Here is a 23,540-nt window from a genome sequence, read left to right on the forward strand (position 1 = left end):
GGGATGAGTGTGCTGGGATTTGCCAACTTCTCCCTGTACCGGTCTGCCGTTGGTATCGCCGTGGGGGTCGTGGTCTTGTTGGCCGTGCTCCTGACGTTAAACCCATTCTTCATGACCATCTGCGGCCCGCACATGTTCTGGCCCATCAAGAAGTTTCAGGGTGAAGGTGACAGTCGACTCTGGCACGGGATGGCCAAGCACGCCATGATTCGACCAATTATCACCTTGATTGTGACCGGAATCGTGTTTGTGCCATTGGCCCTTTCGTCACACGGCACCTTGGACTACGATAACTTAGTTGAAATTGGGGACAATGTGCCCGCTAAGCAAGGGTTCAAGATCGTTCAGAATCACTTCTCCAAAGGGACCGCCGAACCAACGACCATTTATATTCAGAGTGACCACAAGTTAGACAATGAAAAGTCACTGTTACTGATCGACCGGTTAACCAAGCAATTGCAAGGATCGACTGGTGTCAAGACGGTGGCTTCCGCGACCCAACCCGGGGGCAAGGCCATTAAGGCACTCTACGTCCGTAATCAAATGAGTGCGGTCACGAGTGGTTTGGTTAAGGCCCAAAAGGGTGTCAACAAGGTCAATAAGGGGCTGAAATCGGCCAATAGCCAATTGAGTAAGCAAAACGTTGCTAGTTCCGTGAAGTCCGCGAAAACGCTGGCTTCCGGGGCACAACAGGTCAGCACGGGGACAAGTCAATTACAATCCGCGATTGCCCAAGTGTCGACGGGGGTCAACTCGTTGAATAGTCAGGTTTCCTCGGCTTCCGGTGGCAAGCAAGCTGCACAATTAGCTGAGCTGGAAGCCGCGTTGCCACAGTTGAATGCGGCCATTCAGCAGTTAAACACCCAAGTCTCTACTAGCTCCACGAGTACCAGTGGCGTCACGAGTTCGTTGACGACTATTGGGACGCAGACCAAGGATATTGCCACGCAACTGCAGAACATCAAGAGTAGCGTTGGCAATTTACCAAGCGTCAGTGCTAGCACCGTGGCGGCGGCCTTTAGTGCCAAAGGCGTGCCGTTGTCTGCTGCACAAAAGCAGGTCTTAGCGGGCGTGCTGGAACAACAGACGGCTGCTCAGAATCAACTGAAAGCGTCATTGACCAGTTCACTGACTAAGATCGGCAGCGATGCCAGTGCCATTGGTGCCGCCGATCAAAGCGTCGCCAGTCAATTACAATCATTACAAAGTTCGACAGCCACGCTGCAAAGCGCCGTGGCCACGTTGGCACAAAAGTCAAACATGGTCTTGCCGGGGGCAGCAACTGCCCTGCAATCGGCTAGTTCGCAGAGTAGCCAATTGGCCAGCGCCACGAGTCAGTTGTCGAGTGCCATGTTTACCATCAACGGCAAGATGCCAAGCCTAGTCTCTGGGGCGAGTCAAGTCGCTGCTGGGAACCAGACCATGGCTGAAAAATTAGCCGCGATGAGTAAACAACTGACGGCATTACGGAAGGGCTTGACGTCGGCATCGAGTGGCTTAACGCAAGTCTCCAGTGGGGTCGGCACCGCCAACTCTTATCTGAAGGGCCTGCAGAAGTCTGCAGCCGCTGAGACCTTCTACATCCCCAGCAAGCAATTGCACGGGAGTACGTTTAAGGAATCCCTGAACACGTACATGTCACCAAGTCGTAAGATCACCAAGCTGACGGTCGTCTTAAAGGATGACCCGAGTTCAGCCGCCGCGATGGCCCGGTTACCAAAACTGGAAAAGGTCGTCACGGGGTCACTAAAGGGAACGAGTCTCAGCGGTGCCAAGGTCGCCTTTGGTGGCAACACCTCGCAGACCAATGACATCAATGAAATGGCTTCCGGTGACTTTACGCGGACCGTCATTATCATGTTGGCCGGAATCTTTATCGCCTTAATGGTGGTGACCCGTTCGCTGGTTCAACCGATCGTAATCGAGGGAATCTTAATCGTCGCTTACTCCGGGGCATTGACCATTGTACACTGGCTGGTCAAACCCGTCTTAGGCGCGGACATGCTGACGTGGAACACACCGTTCTTCACGTTTGTCATGCTGATTTCCCTAGGGGTCGACTACTCGATCTTCCTGATGCGGAAGTACCGTGAGTTCTTACACGAACCGGGAGCAACGAGCGATAAGATGCTCCGTGCCGCGACCGTGATTGGGACCGTCGTCATCTCTGCCGGAATCATTTTGAGTGGGACCTTTGCCGCCCTGATTCCGTCCGGGGTCATGACGCTGATTCAAATCGCGCTAGCCGTCATCATTGGGATCGTCCTGCTGGTCATCTTGTTACCAATTGTGATGCCAGCCGTCATGAAGATCACGTATCCATACCCGTATTCTAAAATGGGTGACGCACCGGTCAATGACGAGGATGCCGAACGACCGCAAATGCGGCGGAACCGGAAAGACTAACATCTAGGTAACTTAGAAAAAAATGGGGCTGACCGCACTGCGGCTGTCAGAGGCTGGCGGGTCCCATTTAACAATCATCACTTGTTATTAAAAGTAGGTGTCAGGAACGCTCACATTGGAGTGGATGTTCCTGACGCCTATTTGTTTAGAGAAAATTTGTTGCTATTCAATTCTGCTGTGGTAGCTTATACTTGAAGTTGGTGAGCGCAGTTAGTATAGCGTCAACTGAGCCAGTCACCCGGTCGTTTTGAGTGGAAATAAGTCATTGCTTCACTGCAGAGGGTGGTTGGCTGACGAGCTAACTTCTGATTCAGTTGAATGTTCAATTGCATAACATATCAGATCTCATGGGGTTCTGTGGATTTTTCGACAGATACTATCAGGTAGATCTGACAAAGCACGGATTGAAACTTCGATGAAATTCACTGTTCTAGCGGGTGTAATTGAAAATATCAATCGAAGCTGGAGGAGGCCAGGGATGCAGCCAGCCGTGGAAATAGTGGTCGCTTTCAGTGTTCCCACAGCAGGCGGAATTCCTGGCAGCCGCAGTGCGACCAGCTCAAGCAAGTACCAGTCACTAAACAAATCTAAAAACTAAAAACCAGTTTCAGAAAGGAAGATTTATTCATGGATGCAGACCATCTTTCACAACGCCTGGCCATTGTCGCCAGCTACGTTCCACAGGGGGCCCGGTTGGCCGATATTGGGACCGATCACGCTTACTTACCCGTGAATTTAGCGAAGAATGGCGTCATCGTCGGTGGTGTTGCCGGTGAAGTCGTTCCCGGACCATTTAAAAATGCCGAACACGAGATCAATCGTGAGGGCCTGAGCGATCTGATCACGGCGCGTCTAGCCAACGGGCTTCAGGCCATCGAGCCCGCTGACCACATTGATACGGTCGCCATTGCTGGGATGGGGGGTGCCCTCATCACCCAGATCTTGACGCAGGATTTCGACCGCTTAGCCGGCGTGTCACGGTTAGTTCTTCAGCCTAATGTGGGCGAAATGACCGTGCGGCGGTTTCTTATGACCCACGGCTTCCAGCTGGTGGCCGAACAGATTGTGGCAGAAGATGGCCACACCTACGAAATCTTAGTGGCTGACCGCAAAGCCGTCCCCGAACAGTACGACGAAGAGACGTTGCGCTTTGGGCCATACCTGTTAGCCGAACACAACGACATCTTCATTGCCAAATGGCAACGGGAATTGGCCCGAACCAGTGAGGTTCTCCGGCAGGTCGAGTCGGCTCACGAGGTTCCAGCGGCTAAAGTGACAGAGTTACAGACAAAGATTCAGCAGATCAAGGAGGTCTTGCAACGTGTTGGTGCGTGAGTTAGTTGATCGATTTGAACAGTTTGCCCCGAAGACTTGGGCAGAACCCGGTGATCCAGTTGGGTTGCAGTTGGGCAGTCTGGATGCCGAGGTCCACAAGGTCTTGGTCACACTAGACGTTCGCCCAGAGGTGGTCGCAGAAGCCATCAAGGTGGGGGCAGACTTTATCTTTGCCCATCACCCGATGATGTTTCATCCGGCGAAGAACCTCGACTTGGCGGTGCCGCAGAATCAAATGTACGCAACGCTGTTGAAGCATGACATCACCGTTTATGGGGCGCATACGAATTTGGACAGCGCCCCGGGTGGGATGAACGACTGGTTAGCTGCCGCCCTGGGCTTACATGACGTGACCGGCCTGGTTCCTAGCAACGGCATCACAGCGACCCCGGAGATCACGATGGGTCGCATTGGCACGCTGGCCCAACCGACGACCGTCAAGGCGTTTGCCGAGCAGTGTAAGATTATTTTCAATGTGCAGGGCCTTCGTCTGATCAGTCACACCCCAGACGCCCCAGTCAGTCGCGTTGCCGTCTTGGGCGGTTCCGGCGGGCCATTTTACCAAACAGCCCTGGCGAAGGGTGCCGATGTTTACGTCACAGGGGATATTTCCTATCATCCGGGCCACGACATGATTGCGGCTGGCCTCAATGTGATTGATCCCGGCCACCACATCGAAAGCATCTGCAAGCTCCACTTAACGCAACTCTTCCAGCAGTGGGTCCAGGAAAATGACTGGCCGATTACCGTGGTACCGTCCGCGCTAAACACCGACCCGTTTACTTTTCTTTAATTACGAAAACGCGTACACTAAATTTGTAAGTTAATTTAATTGAGGAGTGATTCATTTTGGCAAAGTATGAAAATTTGATTCCCCGGTTTTTAAAATACGTGAAGGTCAATACCCGCTCGACCCCGAATTCCACGACTGTTCCCTCTAACGAACGGTTGACGAAGTTCGCTGAGGGCTTGGTCGAGGACTTGAAGGCCATTGGTCTGGACAACGTCCACATCAACGCGCAATCCAGCTACGTTTACGCGACCCTGCCCGCGAATACCACGAAGCAGGTCAAGAAGATCGGGTTTATTTCCCACTTTGACACAGCCGATTTTAACAGTGAAAACATAACCCCTAAGTTCGTTGAAAACTACGATGGCCAATCCGTCATCAAGCTCGACGATGCCGGTAAGTACACGTTGGACCCGGCCGTTTTCCCTAATTTGAAAAACTACAAGGGTGACACCTTGATCACCACGGATGGTAGCACGTTATTAGGTGCCGACGACAAGTCCGGAGTCGCTGAAATCATGGCGGCCGCCGAATACCTGTTGGCGCATCCAGAAATCAAGCACGGTGAGATCGAAATTGGTCTGGGCCCTGACGAAGAAATCGGGACTGGTGCCGATCACTTCGATGTCAAGGATTTCGGTGCCGACATTGCCTACACGGTCGATGGCGGTCCATTAGGCCAATTGGAATATGAAACCTTTAACGCCGCTGACGCGCAGGTCGAAGTTACTGGGACCAACGTTCACCCGGCCGAAGCTAAGGGCGTCATGGTCAATGCGTCGCAAGTTGCTATGGACTTCCACGCGGCATTGCCTGAACATGACCGTCCGGAAAACACCGAAGGACGGGAAGGCTTCTTCCACCTGTACAGCATGACGGGGACGGTTGACTCGGCGCACCTGAGCTACATCATCCGTGACCACGATCGCCAGGTCTTCGAAGACCGTAAGAAGTTGTTCCAAGGTGTTGCCGACCAATTGAACAAGCAATACGGTTCAGAACGGGTTCAGGTTACCATCAAGGACCAGTACTACAACATGCGTGAAGTCATCGAGAAGGACATGACGGTCGTTGATTTGGCTAAGCAAGCCTTAGAAGAACTCGACATCAAGCCACTGATTTTCCCCGTTCGTGGGGGGACTGATGGGTCCAAGATCTCCTTCATGGGCTTACCAACGCCGAACCTATTTGCCGGTGGGGAAAACATGCACGGTCGTTTCGAATACGTTTCCGAACAGACCATGGAAAAGGCCACCGATGTCGTCATCAAGATTGCCCAACTCGCCGAACAACAGGCATAAATTAATTGGTCAAAATAGGTCAAATTATTTTGACTTTGGTCTAAAATCAGTTAGAATATGAGTGAAAAATGGAGGTTGACCTAAGGGTTGCCTCTTTTTTTGAAGCGTGTGACCGATGGTGGATCAGGGTTAAGTGAAACCAACTGGCCTTGGTCCGACGGTGCAGCAAGCTAGTTGTGGAGACGACGAGCCGGGCTGTTAAGCCAAGGTCTAACATGGGCACAAATAACCAATTAATTTTAAGGGGGACACAACATGAATCCAGAAAAAATGACGCAGGCGTTGACCGACGCTCTGACCGAAGCGCAGCACATTGCGATGACCAGAAAGCACCAGGCCGTGACGGTCGCCCATCTCTTTAAGTTCTTAATTCAACCCGGTGAATTGGGCAGAGAGATTCTGGCCGATGCCGGGGCAAACATCGCTGACCTCGACAGCGAGCTCGATCGAGAACTGGACGCCATCAGCACCGTTTCCGGCAGTGGCATTCAGTACGGCCAGGAATTTTCCCGTAACCTGACGGAATTGCTGCAAAAGGCGGATGCCGTTAAGGATGGTTATCATGACGAGTTTATGGCCGTGGACACGGTTCTGATCGCTGTCATGCAGCTTAACGGGGAGAATCTGACCGATTACTTGAAGAGTCAGGGGATGACGGAACAACTGGTCCGCAATGCCGTTGACAAGGTGCGGGGCGGCGAACGCGTGACCTCGAAGAATCAAGAGGACCAGTACAAGGCCCTGGAAAAATACGGCATCGACCTCGTTAAGGCCATGCGTAGTGGGAAGATCGACCCCATCATTGGCCGGGACGACGAAATCCTGTCGGTGATTCGGATCCTGTCGCGAAAGACCAAGAACAATCCGGTCCTGATCGGGGAAGCCGGGGTCGGGAAGACCGCCATCGTCGAAGGATTGGCCCAACGAATCGTGCGTGGGGATGTCCCGGACAACTTGAAGGACAAGACCATCTTCTCACTGGACATGGGCTCCTTGATCGCCGGCGCCAAATACCGGGGTGAATTCGAGGAACGACTGAAGGCCGTCTTGAAGGAAGTTACCAAGAGTGACGGGCAGATCATCATGTTCATCGACGAAATTCATAACATCGTCGGGGCAGGAAAAGCGGAAGGCAGTATGGACGCCGGTAACCTGCTCAAGCCAATGCTAGCGCGGGGTGAACTCCACTTGATCGGTGCCACCACGCTCGACGAATACCGAGAATATTTGGAGAAAGATAAGGCTTTGGCCCGGCGGTTCCAACGGGTGCTGGTCAACGAACCCAGCATCGACGATACCGTCACCATCTTACGGGGCTTGCGCGAACGCTTTGAAATTCACCATGGCGTCAAGATCCACGACAATGCGTTGATTGCGGCGGCGAAACTGTCCGATCGCTATTTGACCGACCGCTTCTTACCCGACAAGGCCATTGACCTCGTCGACGAGGCGTCGGCTTCCATCCGGGTCGAAATGAACTCGGCACCGACCGAACTGGATCAGGCGCGGCGGCAAATGATGCGGATGCAGGTTGAGCAAACGGCCCTCAAGCAAGAGACCGATGAAGCCTCACAGAAACGGCTGACGGAATTGAACAAGGAACTTGCCGACATCAAGGAAAAGGTCGACAAGTTGAGTGCTCAGTGGAATCAAGAAAAGACGGCCATCAAGAGCGTGGGGGACAAGAAGACCGAACTCGACACGGCTAAGCGTGATTTGGAGAATGCCGAATCGGCGTATGATTTGAACAAGGCAGCCGAACTGCAACACGGGACGATTCCACGCCTGCAAAAGGAATTGGCCGAATTGGAAAAGCAGGATCAAAATCAAAACTGGTTGGTCTCCGAGTCCGTTACCGAAAACGAAATTGCGGCGGTCGTCAGTCGAATGACCGGCATTCCCGTGACCAAGTTGGTTCAGGGCGAACGCGAGAAACTGTTGAAGCTTGCCGATCGGTTGCATGACCGTGTCGTGGGCCAAGACCAAGCCGTGTCAGCCGTGGCCGATGCCGTATTGCGATCGCGCGCAGGGCTCCAGGATCCCACTAAACCCCTAGGTTCATTTCTCTTCTTAGGACCAACTGGGGTCGGGAAGACGGAATTAGCCAAGGCGTTGGCCGAGAACCTTTTTGATAGCGAAGACCACATGGTGCGTATCGACATGTCCGAGTACATGGAGAAGGAATCCGTATCCCGGCTAGTTGGGGCGGCACCGGGGTACGTTGGTTACGAAGAGGGTGGCCAGCTGACCGAGGCCGTGCGGCGTAATCCGTACACCATCGTTTTATTTGATGAAGTTGAAAAGGCCCACCCGGACGTCTTTAACCTGTTATTACAAGTCTTAGATGACGGGCGGTTAACGGATAGTCAGGGCCGGACGGTCGATTTCAAGAACACCATTTTGATCATGACGTCGAACCTGGGGTCGGAGCTCCTGCTACGGGGAACGGACGACCAGGGACGGATCAGTCCGGATGCGCAAAAGCAGGTCGCCCAGTTGCTGCAGACCCACTTCCGGCCAGAATTCTTGAACCGAATCGACGAAACGATCATGTTCACACCGCTCTCCTTAGCCGACGTCCAACAGATTGTGGTCAAACTAGTGGCGCACTTGGCGGTTCGACTGCACGAACAGCAGTTAGACCTGACGATTACGCCAGTAGCCCAGGCCTGGATCGCGAAGTCCGGCTACCTGCCAGCCTATGGGGCGCGGCCATTGCAGCGATTCATCACGACGCACGTGGAAACGCCGTTAGCCAAGCAGTTGATTGCGGGTAAGATCCCAGTCAATAGCCTGATTACGATCGACGTAGCCGATGACCAGCTACAATTTACACACACACCAATGGCAGTAAAAGAGTAAAACAAGTGACGTGAGGAGGCTTTCGGTTGTGATGACCGGGGGCTTTCTTTTTGGGGTGAAATTGAAGGTCGTGCTTGGGGCAGTCTTTGCCTCGAATCGGCGAACCGATTCTCAGTCGGGAGGTCTCCCCAGCAGGCGGAATCCCTGGCAGCTGTAGTGCAAAATTTAGCGTTCCAGAACGCTTGTTCGTAATCCGAGTCGTGCGGCCTGTTTTCTGGTATAATAATGTCAAACTAACTGCGAGAAAGGAGTGCTGACCATGTTTGTCCCGTTACAGGTCACGAGTACGTACAGCTTGTTACAGAGCAATAGCCGAATCGATGACCTCGTACAAACCGCCAAGGACCGGGGCTATCAGACCCTAGCCCTAACGGATAAGAATGTGATGTATGGGATCGTGGCGTTTTACAACGCCTGTCAAAAAGCCGGTATCAAGCCACTACTGGGCCTGACCCTGTCCACTCAAGGCCTGATCGATGCGACCCGGGAGCAAGAATGGCTCTTCATCGCGAGTGACTTTACGGGCTATCAGCAGCTCATGCAGCTGTCGACAGCCTATCAGGTTGCGGCAGCCCCCGTCAGCTTACAAGAACAGGCGCAGCACCTGAGTCACTTAAAGGTGATTGCCCCGTTAAATAGTGAGGTTCACCAGGCGCTGGCCGCGGGGGATGCACCGGCCGCAACGCACGTGTTGACCCAGGTGCGGTCGCTGCTTGCCGCCGATAGTCTATTTGTCGGGACCAGTCCAGAACTGACGCCGACAACCCAGCAACAACTACAAACTGTGGCGGACCAGTCTCAGGCAACGGTGGTGGCATTGGCACCGGTCGACTACCTTAATCGCGAGGACCATTTTGCCGTGACGGTCCTGCGGGCGATTGGTACGGGAGCGACCTTGACGGATACGGACGCCGCGCAACAGACCTTGGGGATACACTGGTTACGTCCCGCAGCCGAACAGGCGGAACTGTTCAATGCGGCGGGGTTGTCGGCGGCGGTGACTGCCGGGGAGCAACTCGCTGCCGGCACAGCGGTCACCTTGAAATTTCAACAACCACAACTGCCCCAATTTCCGACACCCGACCAGCAAGACTCACAGAGTTACTTAAAAGAGCTGTGTCAACGCGGGTTACAAGTACGTTTGCGGCAGAATCGGGTAACTGACGACGCGCCCTATCAGCAGCGCTTGGAGCGCGAGTTGGGGGTCATTCACCGGATGGGGTTTGACGATTATTTCTTGATCGTCTGGGATGTGATGAACTATGCTCACCGCGCCCATATTCAGACGGGACCAGGTCGGGGATCGGCCGCCGGGTCACTGGTCGCCTATGTGTTGGCGATTACGGAAGTGGACCCGCTGGCCTATGATCTGTTGTTTGAACGGTTCTTGAACGAAGAACGGGCGCAGATGCCCGATATTGACCTGGATATCCCGGATGATAAGCGTGAGCAAGTCCTGCAGTACGTTCACGATAAATACGGGCATTCTCGAGTCGCTCAGATCATTACGTTTGGAACGCTGGCGGCTAAGGCGGCCTTGCGTGACGTGGGTCGGGTCCTGGGGATGGCCCCTTATGAAATGAGCGAGTGGAGTGCGGCAATCCCAAGTCAGTTGCACATCACGCTGCAAGCGGCCTACGACCAATCGCAAAAATTACGAAATCTAGTGGCCGATAGCGACCAAAATAAACTGCTATTTGATACAGCCAAGCGTCTGGAAGGCCTGCCACGTAACTACTCCACCCATGCGGCCGGAATCGTGTTGAGCCAGGGCTCTTTGCTCGACCTCGTTCCCTTGCAACCTGGGGGCACGGACCTGCTGATGACCCAGTACCCTAAGGATACCGTCGAAGCGGTCGGCCTGTTAAAGATGGACTTTCTGGGACTCCGGAACCTGAGCATCCTGGCCAATGCCCTGGCGTTAGTTAAGAAGCAGACCGGACAAGCGCTCGACCTAAATCAGATCGACCTTAACGATGCGGCGACGCTGAAATTATTTGCTCAAGGGGAAACGAACGGGGTCTTTCAGTTCGAATCCACCGGGATCAAACGAGTCTTGCGGCAACTCCAACCGGACAGTTTTGAGTTGGTCGCCGCCGTCAACGCCCTGTACCGGCCGGGGCCGATGGAAAATATCGACACCTTCATTCGGCGAAAGCACGGCCAAGAACAGGTCGACTACGCGGCACCAGCCCTGAAACCAATCTTAGGGCCGACGTACGGTGTGTTGGTCTACCAGGAACAAGTCATGCAAGTGGCCTCCGTCATGGGGGGCTTCACGTTAGGCCAAGCCGACTTGCTGCGGCGGGCCATGAGTAAGAAAAAGAAGCAGACCATGGATGCCATGCAGAAGCAATTCGTGAGTGGGGCCCAAAAGTTAGGGTACGCGCCAACGGTGGCCGAGCAGGTCTTTGCCTACATGGACCGGTTCGCCAATTACGGGTTCAACCGGTCACATGCGGTTGCCTACAGTAAGTTAGCCTTTCAGCTGGCTTATTTGAAGGCCCACTACCCCGGTCCGTTCTATGCGGCACTGCTCAACTCGGTGATCAATGTGCCGGTCAAGACCAAGATGTATTTGACGGAGGCTAAACGCCACGGGGTCAACATCTTGCCCCCAGACATTAACCAGTCGAGTGCCTATTTTAATTTACGCGATAAGGCGATCATCTTTGGCCTGAGTTCCATCAAGGGGGTCCGGCGAGACTTTCTCAGAGAGCTCTTGGCCGACCGGCGAGCCAATGGACCGTATCGTGACCTCCACCAATTTCTGCAACGAATCGATGCTAAGTACCGCAAGGCCGACCTCCTAAATGCGTTGGTCTATGCCGGGGCGTTTGATCACTTTGGCTATAACCGAGCGGAGTTGATTGCGGCGTTGCCTGAGTTTCTAAGCACCGTCGAGCTTTCCGGGGACAACGTGGAACTTTTTGCGGCGTTAGCACCTAAGGTCACGCCGAAGCCCGACCTGGACTTGATGACGAAGTTAACTCAGGAAGAAGCCGTGCTGGGGGCCTACTTATCGGGCCACCCGGTCGAACAGTACCGACCACTCGTGAAGAAACTTCACGCCCAACCGGTCAGCGACCTCGCCGTCGATGCGCGGGTCAGTGTCATTGTCTACGTGACCAAGATCCGGACGATTCGGACGAAGCGCGGTGAACCGATGGCGTTTGTGACCGGGAGTGATGAGACGGCCGAAATCAGTCTGACGATTTTCCCCAATCTGTATCGGCAGGCTAGCACGTGGTTGGCAACGGATCAAGTCATCGTGGTGCAGGGTAAGGTCGAACAACAGCGGGGCCTGCAGATCGTGGTCGACCGCATAACACCGGCGGCCCAGCTGCAACCTAGTGCCCCAGCGGCGTTACCCGAGGGGGCTCGCTGGTTCGTCCGGGTTGACGCGACCCACGATGAACGAACGATTGCGGCCAAACTCGGGCAATTTCTAACGGCTCACAGTGGTCCGGTACCAGTGATCGTGTATCAACCCCAGACCGATCAGAAGCGGGTCCTGCCAAGGTCACAGTGGCTACGGGGGGATGCGCAGTTACAATCGGCTCTGGAAGAGCTAATGGGGAGCGGCAACATCGTTTTTCAAAATGGATAGACCAATTTAGTCAAAAATACTTCTAGACTATTCATACTGGCGTTGGTATGATTATACCAATGATTCAATATAATGACTTTGGAGGTATTTTTTTAATGCAATTAACTGTGAAGATTTATTCCGATGGTGCGGAATTGTCCGCCATGAAAGATGTTGCTGCGAAGGGCTTGGTCGAGGGATTCACCACCAACCCAAGTTTGATGAAGGCGGCTGGGATCACCGACTACTTGGCTTTTGCTAAGGAAGCCGTTGCCACGTTCCCGGACCGGTCGATCAGTTTTGAGGTCTTTGGCAATACACCTGCGCGAATGCTGGCCGAAGCCAAGGTCTTAGCTGCCCTGGGCCCCAACGTTGCCGTTAAGGTTCCCGTGATCCGGGCCAACGGCGAAGACAACGCCGAAGTGATTCACCAACTGTCGACGGCGGGGGTCAAGGTCAACGTCACGGCCATCACCACGTTGACGCAGGTCAAGCTTGCCGTGGATGCCTTGAATCCTGAGGTGGGCGGCATTGTGTCCGTCTTTGCGGGTCGCATCGCAGATACCGGGGTTAACCCGTTGCCAGTAATGACGCAGGCAGCGACCCTGTGTCACACTAAGCCTAACGTCGAATTGCTCTGGGCAAGTACCCGGGAGGTCTTCAACATCGTGCAGGCCGATCAGACGGGCTGTGATATTATTACCGTGCCACCCAAGATCTTAGGCAAACTGAGCAAATTCGATACACCAGCCCTTCAAGTTTCGGTGGACACGGTCAAGACGTTTGATCACGATATTGCCGAACTCGGATTTACGATTCCAGTCGATTCAGTGTCGGCCGAGTAGTATATTTTTATTCTTAGCATAATCTGTTAGTTATCGAACTAGCAGGTTTTAACTTTCCGGGAGACCCCGCGAGCGTAAGAAAACGCTTACTTTGATAATTTGTCCACAAAGTAGCGAAAAAGAGGGAAACATAGCAGACATAAATTTTTAAAAGTGATAGAATAATTTTGGAATCAAATTTGCGCCGAAACTTTTCGCTTGTCGATTTTTAGTTGAATCGATGAACAGTTTTGTGCCAATTCTAAAGGAGAGATTTTTCTAATGAAGAAAACCAAGATCGTAAGTACCCTTGGTCCTGCAAGTACTGACGTTGATACGATTGTTAAGTTGATCGAATCTGGCGCCAACATCTTCCGGTTCAACTTTTCACATGGTGACCATGAAGAACACTTAGGCCGGTTGGAAAATGTCCACAAGGCTGAAAAGATTACTGGTAAGACCGTTGGTATCATGTTAGATACTAAGGGTGCCGAAATTCGGACCACTGTTGAAAAGGGCGGTAAGCTCAATTTCAAGACTGGTGACGTTTTCCGGATTTCCATGGACGATTCACTCGAAGGAACCAAGGAAAAGATTGCTGTTACTTACCCTGGCTTGTTCGATGACGTTCACGAAGGCGGCCACGTCTTATTCGATGATGGTTTATTAGATACTGTTGTTGATAAGAAGGATGACGCAACTAAGGAATTAGTTGTTACTGTTCAAAACGACGGTGTATTGGGTTCTCGTAAGGGTGTTAACGCACCTGGTGTTTCCATCAACTTACCTGGGATCACTGAAAAAGACTCCGATGACATTCGCTTTGGTTTGGACCACGAAATCAACTTCATCGCTGCTTCATTCGTTCGGAAGCCACAAGATGTCATGGACATCCGTGAACTCCTCGAAGAAAAGCACATGGAACACGTTCAAATCTTCCCTAAGATCGAATCTCAAGAAGGTATCAACAACTTTGATGACATCATCAAGGTTTCCGATGGTTTAATGGTTGCTCGTGGTGACATGGGTGTTGAAATTCCAACGGAAAACGTGCCTTTGGTACAAAAGGCTTTGATCAAGAAGTGCAACCACTTAGGCAAGCCAGTTATCACGGCTACTCAAATGTTGGACTCCATGCAAGAAAACCCACGTCCTACTCGTGCCGAAGCATCTGACGTTGCTAACGCCGTCTTTGATGGTACTGACGCAACCATGCTCTCTGGTGAAAGTGCTAACGGTGAATACCCAGTAGAATCCGTTGCAACTATGAACCGGATCGACATCAAGGCTGAAAATGCTTTGAAGGACTTTGGTCGTGACAACTTGAACTTCGATAACGGTGACGTTACTGAATCTATCGGTGCTTCCGTTGCTCGTGTTGCTAACGAATTGGGCGTTAAGACCATCGTTGCCGCAACTGAAAGTGGCTACACCGCTAAGATGATTTCTAAGTACCGGCCAGATGCTGATATCTTAGCTGTTACCTTTGACGACCGGACCCGTCGTGGTTTGATGGTCAACTGGGGTGTTTACCCAATCGTTACCGAAAAGCCTTCAAACACTGATGAAATGTTTGATTTAGCAGCTGCTAAGGCTGTTGAAACTGGTTTGGCCAAGGAAGGCGACCTGATCTTGATCACCGCTGGTGTACCAGTTGGCGAACGTGGGACGACTAACTTGATGAAGATCCAGTTAATCGGCTCAAAGTTAGTTCAAGGCCAAGGCGTCGGTGACGACACCGTTATCGGTAAGGCAATCATTGCCAACACCGCTGCCGAAGCTAACGCTAAAGTCGTTGAAGGTGGTATCTTGATTGCTAAGAACACCGACAAAGACTACTTGCCAGCTATCGAAAAGTCTAGCGCCGTTATCGTTGAAAACGGTGGGTTGACTTCTCATGCTGCTGTTGTTGGGATTTCCATGGGGATTCCTGTTATCGTTGGTGCCGTTGGCGCTAGCGACAAGATCTCCGATGGCGAATTGATTACTGTTGACTCACGTCGCGGTATCGTTTACCACGGTGCTTCCAACGCGCTTTAATAAGAGATAAACCTGTTATGAAAAACGGACCCTCTGTCGGGGGTCCGTTTTTTGCTGTCTTTTAAGATGGTGTGGCGTGGTTTTGGCAAACTTGAATTGCAATCACGGTGTAGTCTGTGCCATATTAATGATTGATCAGTCTAAAGAATACTGGACTGATTATCACGAGCTGTCTCCAATAATTTCTGGGCTAAGGGTGATGAGTGACCCGGAAACTATTTCTATGGTCTACCCTCAACGACGATACTAGAATTTTTCTACGGCCTATAATTGGAGCAGGTCGTAAACTGATTTGCGACGGCACATACTATTAGCAGGCGAATATACTGAGTTACTCCTGATGGGTGTCTGGAAGGCTGCAAAATGTTATCCCTAAAGTTATTATGGATGCATACCTTGAAGTTCGAAACACTTTGGGGCTTAACGTTTAATTGTTGCAGAGCACAATGTGAGCCGGAGGACACCAGGCGGAATCCCTGGTAGCCGGAGTGCGGCCATTTACACGGATATAACCATTCTGATTCTTAAAGGTTTTGAATTAAGCAATTTTGTCGGATTTAAGCTCGCTAGTTGGACCGTTTCCGTGTAAAATATAAACTAGACACTTTTGGACGGTAAACTGGGAAACCAGTAGAATTGAGGAGATTATGGAAGAACTATTAGGCCGCATCATCGCGGGAAAAGTTACCGATGAAAATGAACAGGATTATTTTGTACAAGTTGACGGGACGACCTTTCGGCTTGACAAGGCTGAAATTGAAAAACCACTGAAGCTAGGCGCCACGTTTAAGGGATTTGCGTACGAAAATGAGGGTCATGATCTACAGATTACGCGAAACGCCCCTCAAGTACAGGTCGACCACTACGGTTTTGGGACCGTTGTTCGGACCCAACGGACGCTGGGTGTCTTTGTCAATATCGGTTTGCCCAACAAGGACGTTGTGGTGTCATTGGATGACCTTCCAGATATGATGGAACTCTGGCCACAGCAAGGCGACCGCTTGCTGATTGCCCTGCGTGAAGACGCCAAGCAACGGTTGTGGGGGGTCTTAGCTGATGGTGAAGTCTACCAGGCTATCGCGCAGCCCGCTAAGAAGCACATGCAAAACGCTAACGTCATTGCGACGGCCTATCAATTGAAATTGGTTGGGACGCGGGTCATGACGGATCATTACGAATTAGGCTTCATTCACCCGTCCGAACGGGAAACGGAACCCCGGTTAGGTGAGGAGCTACATGCTCGGGTCATCGGTGTTAGAGATGATGGCACGCTGAACCTATCGTTGCGGCCGCGGACCTATGAGGCCATCGATGACGATGCAGCCATGCTCTATGCAGCATTACAACATTCCGAAGATGGTCATTTGGACTTTAGCGATAAATCCGATCCAGCGGCCATCAAGGCTTACTTTGGGATCAGCAAGGGGCAATTCAAGCGGGCGATTGGTCATTTACTAAAAGATCGTCAGATTACGCAGCATGATGGTCAACTCTGGTTGGTCAGTGCTGAAGCGCAGCCCGAGACGGATTCAACGTCGACCGAAGAGTAGGAGGCCTGACCATGACCGTATTAGAGGATCAAACGGCGGACTTTGCCCACTACCTGACCGTGGAGCAGGGATTAGCTGTTAATTCGGTCACGAGTTATACCCAGGAGTTACACAACTTCAACCAGTATCTGACGGGTAAGGGCATTACGGATTTTAAACTGGTGGACCGGCTGCAACTGATGGCTTATCTGAGTGACCTGACCGCGGCGGGAAAGTCGCGTAATTCGGTGATCCATGCCGTTTCTGCGCTCCGAAAATTCTATCGCTACTTGGTGCAAACGCATCAATTGACGGTCAATCCCATGGCAAACATTGCGGCGCCTAAGCACGCGGAACACCTGCCCGCCGTTTTGACGGTGGCGGAAGTGGATCGTTTGTTGGCGACACCGGATACGACCACGAAGTATGGCCTTAGAGATCGGGCCATCCTAGAGGTGATGTACGCCACTGGCTTACGGGTCAGTGAACTGGTCCACCTCAAACTGGCCGACCTGCACTTAGAGATGGGCCTGATCCAGACGCTGGGTAAGGGCGATAAGGAACGTATCATTCCCATTGGCGACGTGGCCACCGACTGGATCAATCAGTATCTGCAGACGAGTCGGCCGGCCCTACTGAAGCAGCGGACGAGTCCGTATCTCTTTCTAAACGGTCACGGTGGTGGGTTGAGCCGCCAAGCAATTTGGCAAAAAATCAAGAAGTACGTGGCGTTGACGGGAATTCAAAAGGACGTGACGCCCCACACCCTGCGCCACTCGTTTGCGACCCACATTTTAGAAAATGGGGCCGACTTGCGGGTGGTGCAGGAACTGTTGGGGCACGCGGACATTACCACAACGCAAATCTACACGCACATTTCAAAGAAACGCTTAAAAAATGTTTATGATCAGTATCACCCTCGCGCCTAAGTGGGCCAGAGGGACGGTGAACGGAGGCAGACGCATGTTATTGAAATACCGATCAGATTATCAAAAAATCGCGATGGGCCTGTTGAGCCTACTTCCGAGCTTTAAGGACTGGGACCGACTCCAACGTGAGCTGGCTTGGTATCAAGGTGGGGACGATCGGACCCTGTACCTGTGGAAAGATGAACACGATGACTTTGCCGGTGCCGTGGGGACCGAAACGCAGGGCGATTACTTAATTGTTCGACTGATCACACTGATGCCAGACAAACAGTCGCCACTGAACAATCGGCGAATGCTGGATCAGTTGGCCACAGCAACGTCTAAGAAACGTTTAATGGGGACCTTAACTACGGCAAAAACGGTTGCGGACTGGGAGTATCAGCATGGACAAAAACAAAACAACGACTGACGGCCAGCCACTGATTCAGGTCAGCGACTTCGAGGGGCCCTTGGACCTTCTGCTCCACCTGATCAAGACAAATGAGATGGATATTTATGATATTCGGATCACAACGATCACCAGTCAGTATCTGACGTACCTGCATCAAATGCAGACATTGCGGTTAGACATTGCGGGGGAATACTTCGTGATGGCGGCGACCCTGATGGCCATCAAGGCTAAGCTGTTGTTGCCCAAGCCACAGACGGTCGAGCCACAAGACGATGCGGAGATGGGTGATCCCCGCGAGGAGCTGGTCAATCAGCTTTTGGAATATCAACGCTATAAGCAGGCGGCTCAGGCCTTAAAGAAACTAGCGGTAGCGCGACAGCATCACTTTACGCGACCGGCCATGGCAGTCCCAGAAGAGACAACCATGACCGTGGCACCGGGGATTCAGACCAGTGATCTGCAGGCAGCGCTGGTCCGGTTGATGCAACAGACGACCCGGGCTAAACCGGTGACGCAGAGCATTCAGGAAGAACACTTTACGATCAAAGACCAGATGGCAACGGTGCTGACGCGGTTGGAACGCGCCCATGGGCCGGTAGCCTTCGATCACTTGCTGGGACATGTCCCGGCCATGGAGGAGGTCGTGACGACCTTTCTCGCCGTCTTAGAACTCGCTCGTCAACGGCAGGTAGCCTTGACCCAAGTGAGTCGCTTACTGCCGTTACAGGTCAATTTTTTAAAGTTGAAAGGAAGGTATGCCACCGATGGCACCTCTGGCACAGATTGAAAGTCTATTGTTCGTGAGTGGTGATGAGGGCATCACCGTGGCGAATCTGGCTGCGGCAACGGGACTCTTACGACCAGCCATCCTGGCAACGTTGGAACGGCTAGCGCAGAAGTATGCAGCCGATACCGATTCGGCCCTCGAACTGATGGTCAACGATACGACTTACCGGTTAGTCACTAAGGCGGCCGCGGGGGACGTGATCAAGCATTACTTTGAGAACCCCCTGAGCACTAGTCTGTCACCGGCATCCTTAGAGGTCCTGGCCATCATTGCTTATCGGCAACCCATTACCCGGATCGAAGTTGACGAGATTCGGGGCGTGCAGAGCTCATCGACCGTGCAAAAATTAGTTTTGCGGCGGTTGATCGAAGCCACGGGGCGGTTAGACGAGCCCGGCCGACCTAAAGTTTATCGGACCAGCGATTACTTTTTAGATTACTTTGGCTTAAAGCAGCTCAGTGACTTACCCCCCTTGCCCGCTGCTGCGACGACTAGTGAGTCGACCGGCGATGGGGGCGACCTGTTCTTACAGGCCTTTAATCAGCAACTTAACCAATCAGAATCAGGAGATGAATCGTAGAATGGAACGCTTACAAAAAGTTTTAGCTCATGACGGCGTCGCTTCACGGCGGCAGTCAGAAAAGTTGATCATGAGCGGTCGGGTGAAGGTCAACGGGACCGTCGTTACCGAATTAGGGACCAAGGTCGGCGTCCACGACCAGATCATGGTCGATGGCGTGCAAGTGACCAGTGAAACCCCCACCTACGTCTTACTGTACAAGCCTCGCGGGGTCATTTCGACGGCTAACGATGAGAAGGGCCGCAAGACGGTGGTCGACCTGGTCGCCGACGTGAGCCAACGGATCTATCCGGTCGGTCGGCTGGATTACGATACGTCGGGCCTGCTCCTGCTGACCAACGACGGGGAACTCGCTAATCGCCTGACCCATCCTAAGTATGAGGTGGAAAAGACGTATGTGGCCCGGGTCAAGGGAATTCCTAGCAACGATGCCATGCGGAAATTACGACAAGGCATCACGGTTGATGGTGAGACTTATGCGCCGGCCAAGTCCAAGGTGTTGAGCCACGATGATAAGCGCAAGACAGCCATCATCGAGGTCATCATTCACGAAGGCAAAAACCACCAGGTCAAGAAAATGCTGGAAGCTGTGGGCTACCCGGTTGAAAAGTTGAAGCGTGAGCAGTACGGCTTCTTGACGTTAAAGGGATTGAACGCTGGCGAAGCGCGGAATCTAAAGCCCGAAGAAGTTAAGGAGCTCAAACGCCTGACCGGATTGTTAAGCTAAGCGGTTGACACACTTCCAGAAAGTTAGTATATTTAACATGTAATAAAATTTAGGTCCATCTTCAAGGCAGGGTGTAATTCCCGACCGGCGGTAAAGTCCGCAACCCGTGAGAGCGGTTGATTCGGTGCAACTCCGAAACCGACAGTATAGTCTGGTATGCAGAAGATGAGATGTTGCTTTTTGCGTAGGCGTCATTTTAAAGTACGTAAATTCCAAGGTCTTGCCCTTCTGTGGCGAGGCCTTTTTTCATGGGGTCGCGCTACGTGAGATGGCCGCAAGGAGGAACAGTGTGATGGAAAATAGTCGACGAGGGTTAAGTGTTCGGGCGATGGTCGAGATGGCATTATTTGCGGGGGTGGCTTACGTCTTAATGTTTGTCTCGCTCCCAATCATCCCGATCGTGCCCTATATGAAGTTAGACCTGAGTGATTTGGTGGTCTTATTGGGGATGAGTTTGTTTGGTCCGGCGGGGGCGGTCTTGATTGCTGCCGTCAAGGAGTTGCTTTACTTCGTGACGACCGGATTAGACATCGTTAACTTTATCGGGGTCTTGACCGCATTTATCGCGGATCTCGCGCTGGTCTTGCCGATCAGTGCCGTCCTCAAGCATCACCACCAGCCAACACTGAAACGGCAAATCGTCGCCGTTATCGTGGGGACGTTGACGCTGACCTTGGTCTTGTCCCTAGCAAACTGGTGGGTCATTACACCCCTGTACTTAAAGGTGTGGGGGATGTCACTAGGCTTACCCGTTAACAAGTTGATCTTATTAGGGGTCATTCCATTTAATCTGATCAAGGGGATCGTGCTGGGGGTTCTATTTATCTTGCTGAGTCGGCGGATGACACCGTGGTTGGCTAAGCATACGCTGTCATAAGGCAGACAATTTTTAAATGTTAAAAGGTGGGGCTGACCAGTCGTTGGCCCCTTTTGTGTATGGTAAACTAGGAACAGACTTTACGAGGAGGGGTGCAGATGGAAGCGGCGGATCTTTTACAGGTGTTAGACCGAAAACAGCCTCGGCGGTTGCGGGTGATCGAAAACCTCTTGCGAGGGCGGCGCACCGTATCGACCCTGTATTGGGGTCAGCGTTACCACTTGTTACCCCTGTTGGACGCGAACAAACACCTGGACCACGGCGCATTGACGGCTCCGGCGCAGCAATTGGCCGCTAGCGGTCTTGTGACCTTGGACAGTGAGGCAGATCAACTGTTACTGACACCGACCGGTCAACAGCGACAGGCCGGTGCCTATTATCAACCACAGACAAGTGCCGACTGGCTGAATCTTGACCTGGGAGCGGCCCGGCAACGACTCCTGTTAGCCGTGCAGGTGACGTCGCAATATGCCCATTCGACTAGTCGCTATTACCCGTTGGCAACGGATCTTGTAACGCGGCGGGTCGTTCGCCAATGGTTTCATTTGGAAAAGGGCCCGCAATTAGCGGCTGCGCTGTTAACGGCGATGGTTCAAAGCTTACAACAGTTACCGGTACAGACGGCGGAGGTCATGACGGACCTGTTGACGGGATACCAGCACCCCGGCTTAACGGTTAGTCAGGTAGCGAGTGAGCAACAGCAGACGGCGTGGGAAATTCAATTGCGACAGCGTGATGGGATTACCCAGATCGCGCGGGATGCACGGCAGGCTGATCATCCCCTACATGGTTTGTTGCACCCCCTGTGGCGCTCTCCGGTAACGCGCAGTGCTCAGGCCACGCTGTATGCCGTGGAACAGGGAGGCAGTCTGGAACAGGTTGCAGCGCAAAGGCACGTGAAGGCCAACACCGTGAAGGAACATCTCTTGGAGGCAGCAATTTTGTCGCCAGTGGCAACGTTTCCCTATGACCGGTTATTGCCGCAGCGTGTACGAGCGGACTTCGCGGCGGCATTGAATGCGGACATCGACTCCTGGCAGTTTGCCCAACTTCCGGAGGACTTACGCACGCGCTATGATTTCTTTTATTTTCGACTTTACGCAATTTGGCGGGGACGGGGGATGATGGATGATGGAGCCACTCACAGCTAGCTTACAACGCGTTTTTGGATTCGATACGTTTCGAACCGGCCAGGAGGCAGCACTGACGGCGTTGGAACAAGGGCAAGATACCCTCGCCGTTTTACCGACTGGTGCGGGGAAGACGCTGATCTACCAATTGTACGGGTACCGACATCCAGGCTGTGTGCTGGTGATCTCACCACTGCTGTCACTGATGAACGATCAGGTCGACCGGATGCGAGTCACTGGGTTTCGTCGGTCGGCAGCCATTAACTCCCTGACGAGTTACGTGGAGCGTCAAGAGATCTTGCGTCACCTGAGAGATTATCAATTTCTATTCCTGTCACCAGAGATGTTGGCCCAACCGCAGATGCTCGCTCAGGTACAGCAATTGCAACTCAGCTTACTGGTTGTCGATGAGGCCCACTGTATCGTGCAGTGGGGACCGGATTTTCGACCAGAGTATCTGTTATTAGGGGCAATTCGGACGAAATTGCGGCAGCCATTGACATTGATGTTGACGGCAACTGCCGGGAAGACGACGCGTCATGAGATTGCTAAGCAGCTACGAACGACGCCAGAGATTGTTTCTGAGTCGGTGAATCGGCCCAATATCTTCTTGGACGTGGAAAATGTGGCCGATGAGCCGGAGAAGCAAGCGCGTCTGCGAAGTCTGGTCAGTCAGTTACAGCAACCGGGTGTCGTGTACTTTTCCAGTAAGCAACAGGCGACGGATACGGCACTGTGGTTGCATCAAGAGACGGGTGTGCGGGCAGCGGCCTACCATGCCGGATTGGACAGCGAGGATCGTTTTAAGATCCAACAGCAGTTTATGGCGGGCCAGTTGGACGTCATCTGCGCGACTAGTGCATTTGGGATGGGTATCGATAAAAACAATGTCAGGTACGTGATCCATTACCATTTGCCGGCCGACCTAGAGAGTTATGCGCAGGAAATCGGACGGGCCGGTCGAGATGGCAAGCCCAGTGTGGCGATACTCCTCTATGCGCCGGGGGATGAACAATTACCGTTGGCGCTGGGACAGGCTAATCGCCCGGATGAAGAGACGATTCAGCGGTATTATGCACACCCGCAGCAATTTTCTGGGGATGACGCGGTGATTCAGCTACTGGCCTTTTATCGGCAGCACGGGATCAGTCAGGCGGCGGTGACCCAAATGTTTATGCGGCGTGAGCGCGAGCGTAACCGAGCCTTGGCCCAGATGATGGCGTATGCACGTGAGACCCACTGTCTGCGTGAACGCTGGTTAGCGGCTTTCGATGAACAGAGCCCCGAGCATACGGTGGCGTGTTGTTCACCCGGAAATACCCCTTTGGATTTAGACGCGGTGGGACTGATGCGGCAGCAATCGCCAACCGGGGAGGTTAAGTCCGAGCGTGAGGACTGGGTCACACGGTTACGGCGGTTATTTTGAGCAGGCGACGAGTTTGT

Annotated in this window: 17 protein-coding genes and 1 riboswitch; all 17 genes read left to right on the top strand. The window is 52.7% G+C overall.

The window, feature by feature from the left end:
• Positions 1 to 9: 9 nt before the first annotated feature.
• Positions 10 to 2,406, top strand: coding sequence for an MMPL family transporter (locus FC99_RS14385; RefSeq protein WP_268872121.1), 2,397 nt, complete (start codon positions 10 to 12; stop codon positions 2,404 to 2,406).
• Between the two features lie 627 nt (positions 2,407 to 3,033).
• Positions 3,034 to 3,741, top strand: a complete 708-nt coding sequence (locus tag FC99_RS13145) for a tRNA (adenine(22)-N(1))-methyltransferase (RefSeq protein WP_048735981.1) — start codon at positions 3,034 to 3,036, stop codon at positions 3,739 to 3,741.
• Positions 3,728 to 4,534 carry a Nif3-like dinuclear metal center hexameric protein gene (locus FC99_RS13150; RefSeq protein WP_048735982.1) on the top strand — a complete coding sequence of 269 codons (807 nt, stop codon included), beginning with the start codon at positions 3,728 to 3,730 and terminating at the stop codon, positions 4,532 to 4,534. The genes FC99_RS13145 and FC99_RS13150 overlap by 14 nt, the downstream gene beginning before the upstream one ends.
• 56 nt (positions 4,535 to 4,590) lie before the next feature.
• A complete protein-coding gene (pepT, locus tag FC99_RS13155) occupies positions 4,591 to 5,832 on the top strand; it encodes a peptidase T (RefSeq protein WP_048735983.1) in 1,242 nt (413 codons plus the stop codon).
• Positions 5,833 to 6,087: 255 nt separating this feature from the next.
• Positions 6,088 to 8,694: an ATP-dependent chaperone ClpB gene (gene clpB, locus FC99_RS13160; protein ID WP_048735984.1), complete on the top strand. Its 2,607-nt coding sequence runs from the start codon at positions 6,088 to 6,090 to the stop codon at positions 8,692 to 8,694.
• A gap of 259 nt (positions 8,695 to 8,953) precedes the next feature.
• On the top strand, positions 8,954 to 12,304 hold the full coding sequence (gene dnaE / locus FC99_RS13165) for a DNA polymerase III subunit alpha (RefSeq protein WP_048735985.1): 3,351 nt from the start codon (positions 8,954 to 8,956) through the stop codon (positions 12,302 to 12,304).
• Positions 12,305 to 12,399: 95 nt separating this feature from the next.
• Positions 12,400 to 13,128, top strand: coding sequence for a transaldolase (locus FC99_RS13170; protein ID WP_048735986.1), 729 nt, complete (start codon positions 12,400 to 12,402; stop codon positions 13,126 to 13,128).
• A gap of 261 nt (positions 13,129 to 13,389) precedes the next feature.
• Positions 13,390 to 15,147: a pyruvate kinase gene (gene pyk, locus FC99_RS13175; RefSeq protein ID WP_048735987.1), complete on the top strand. Its 1,758-nt coding sequence runs from the start codon at positions 13,390 to 13,392 to the stop codon at positions 15,145 to 15,147.
• 647 nt (positions 15,148 to 15,794) lie between these two features.
• Positions 15,795 to 16,697: a CvfB family protein gene (locus FC99_RS13180; RefSeq protein WP_056986573.1), complete on the top strand. Its 903-nt coding sequence runs from the start codon at positions 15,795 to 15,797 to the stop codon at positions 16,695 to 16,697.
• An 11-nt stretch (positions 16,698 to 16,708) separates the two neighbouring features.
• The gene (gene xerD, locus FC99_RS13185; protein ID WP_048735988.1) at positions 16,709 to 17,605 is read left to right on the top strand and encodes a site-specific tyrosine recombinase XerD; all 897 of its coding nucleotides are present in this window, start codon (positions 16,709 to 16,711) and stop codon (positions 17,603 to 17,605) included.
• A 34-nt stretch (positions 17,606 to 17,639) separates the two neighbouring features.
• Positions 17,640 to 18,014 carry a hypothetical protein gene (locus FC99_RS13190; protein WP_048735989.1) on the top strand — a complete coding sequence of 125 codons (375 nt, stop codon included), beginning with the start codon at positions 17,640 to 17,642 and terminating at the stop codon, positions 18,012 to 18,014.
• Positions 17,989 to 18,783: a segregation and condensation protein A gene (locus tag FC99_RS13195; RefSeq protein WP_048735990.1), complete on the top strand. Its 795-nt coding sequence runs from the start codon at positions 17,989 to 17,991 to the stop codon at positions 18,781 to 18,783. Before FC99_RS13190 ends, FC99_RS13195 begins: the two co-directional genes overlap by 26 nt.
• Entirely contained in the window at positions 18,761 to 19,363 is a 603-nt protein-coding gene (scpB, locus tag FC99_RS13200; RefSeq protein ID WP_048735991.1) for an SMC-Scp complex subunit ScpB, read from the top strand. The genes FC99_RS13195 and scpB overlap by 23 nt, the downstream gene beginning before the upstream one ends.
• 1 nt (position 19,364) lies before the next feature.
• Positions 19,365 to 20,090: a pseudouridine synthase gene (locus FC99_RS13205; protein ID WP_048735992.1), complete on the top strand. Its 726-nt coding sequence runs from the start codon at positions 19,365 to 19,367 to the stop codon at positions 20,088 to 20,090.
• Positions 20,091 to 20,143: 53 nt separating this feature from the next.
• Positions 20,144 to 20,261, top strand: a riboswitch (FMN riboswitch).
• A gap of 121 nt (positions 20,262 to 20,382) precedes the next feature.
• Positions 20,383 to 20,967: an ECF transporter S component gene (locus FC99_RS13210; protein WP_048735993.1), complete on the top strand. Its 585-nt coding sequence runs from the start codon at positions 20,383 to 20,385 to the stop codon at positions 20,965 to 20,967.
• A 98-nt stretch (positions 20,968 to 21,065) separates the two neighbouring features.
• On the top strand, positions 21,066 to 22,118 hold the full coding sequence (locus FC99_RS13215) for a helix-turn-helix domain-containing protein (protein ID WP_048735994.1): 1,053 nt from the start codon (positions 21,066 to 21,068) through the stop codon (positions 22,116 to 22,118).
• Positions 22,096 to 23,523 (top strand): RecQ family ATP-dependent DNA helicase, encoded by a 1,428-nt coding sequence (locus FC99_RS13220; RefSeq protein ID WP_048735995.1) that lies wholly within the window; start codon positions 22,096 to 22,098, stop codon positions 23,521 to 23,523. The genes FC99_RS13215 and FC99_RS13220 overlap by 23 nt, the downstream gene beginning before the upstream one ends.
• Positions 23,524 to 23,540 lie beyond the last annotated feature (17 nt).

Source organism: Levilactobacillus koreensis JCM 16448, from assembly GCF_001435525.1.
GTDB lineage: Bacteria > Bacillota > Bacilli > Lactobacillales > Lactobacillaceae > Levilactobacillus > Levilactobacillus koreensis.

Bases quoted from the DNA above. Each gene is read 5' to 3' on its own strand.
- pyk (WP_048735987.1), top strand. From the start codon at position 13,390: ATGAAGAAAACCAAGATCGTAAGTACCCTTGGTCCTGCAAGTACTGAC.
- xerD (WP_048735988.1), top strand. From the start codon at position 16,709: ATGACCGTATTAGAGGATCAAACGGCGGACTTTGCCCACTACCTGACC.
- dnaE (WP_048735985.1), top strand. From the start codon at position 8,954: ATGTTTGTCCCGTTACAGGTCACGAGTACGTACAGCTTGTTACAGAGC.
- FC99_RS13210 (WP_048735993.1), top strand. From the start codon at position 20,383: ATGGAAAATAGTCGACGAGGGTTAAGTGTTCGGGCGATGGTCGAGATG.
- clpB (WP_048735984.1), top strand. From the start codon at position 6,088: ATGAATCCAGAAAAAATGACGCAGGCGTTGACCGACGCTCTGACCGAA.
- FC99_RS13215 (WP_048735994.1), top strand. From the start codon at position 21,066: ATGGAAGCGGCGGATCTTTTACAGGTGTTAGACCGAAAACAGCCTCGG.
- FC99_RS13145 (WP_048735981.1), top strand. From the start codon at position 3,034: ATGGATGCAGACCATCTTTCACAACGCCTGGCCATTGTCGCCAGCTAC.
- FC99_RS13190 (WP_048735989.1), top strand. From the start codon at position 17,640: ATGTTATTGAAATACCGATCAGATTATCAAAAAATCGCGATGGGCCTG.
- FC99_RS13170 (WP_048735986.1), top strand. From the start codon at position 12,400: ATGCAATTAACTGTGAAGATTTATTCCGATGGTGCGGAATTGTCCGCC.
- scpB (WP_048735991.1), top strand. From the start codon at position 18,761: ATGGCACCTCTGGCACAGATTGAAAGTCTATTGTTCGTGAGTGGTGAT.
- FC99_RS13180 (WP_056986573.1), top strand. From the start codon at position 15,795: ATGGAAGAACTATTAGGCCGCATCATCGCGGGAAAAGTTACCGATGAA.
- FC99_RS13205 (WP_048735992.1), top strand. From the start codon at position 19,365: ATGGAACGCTTACAAAAAGTTTTAGCTCATGACGGCGTCGCTTCACGG.
- FC99_RS13220 (WP_048735995.1), top strand. From the start codon at position 22,096: ATGATGGAGCCACTCACAGCTAGCTTACAACGCGTTTTTGGATTCGAT.
- FC99_RS13195 (WP_048735990.1), top strand. From the start codon at position 17,989: ATGGACAAAAACAAAACAACGACTGACGGCCAGCCACTGATTCAGGTC.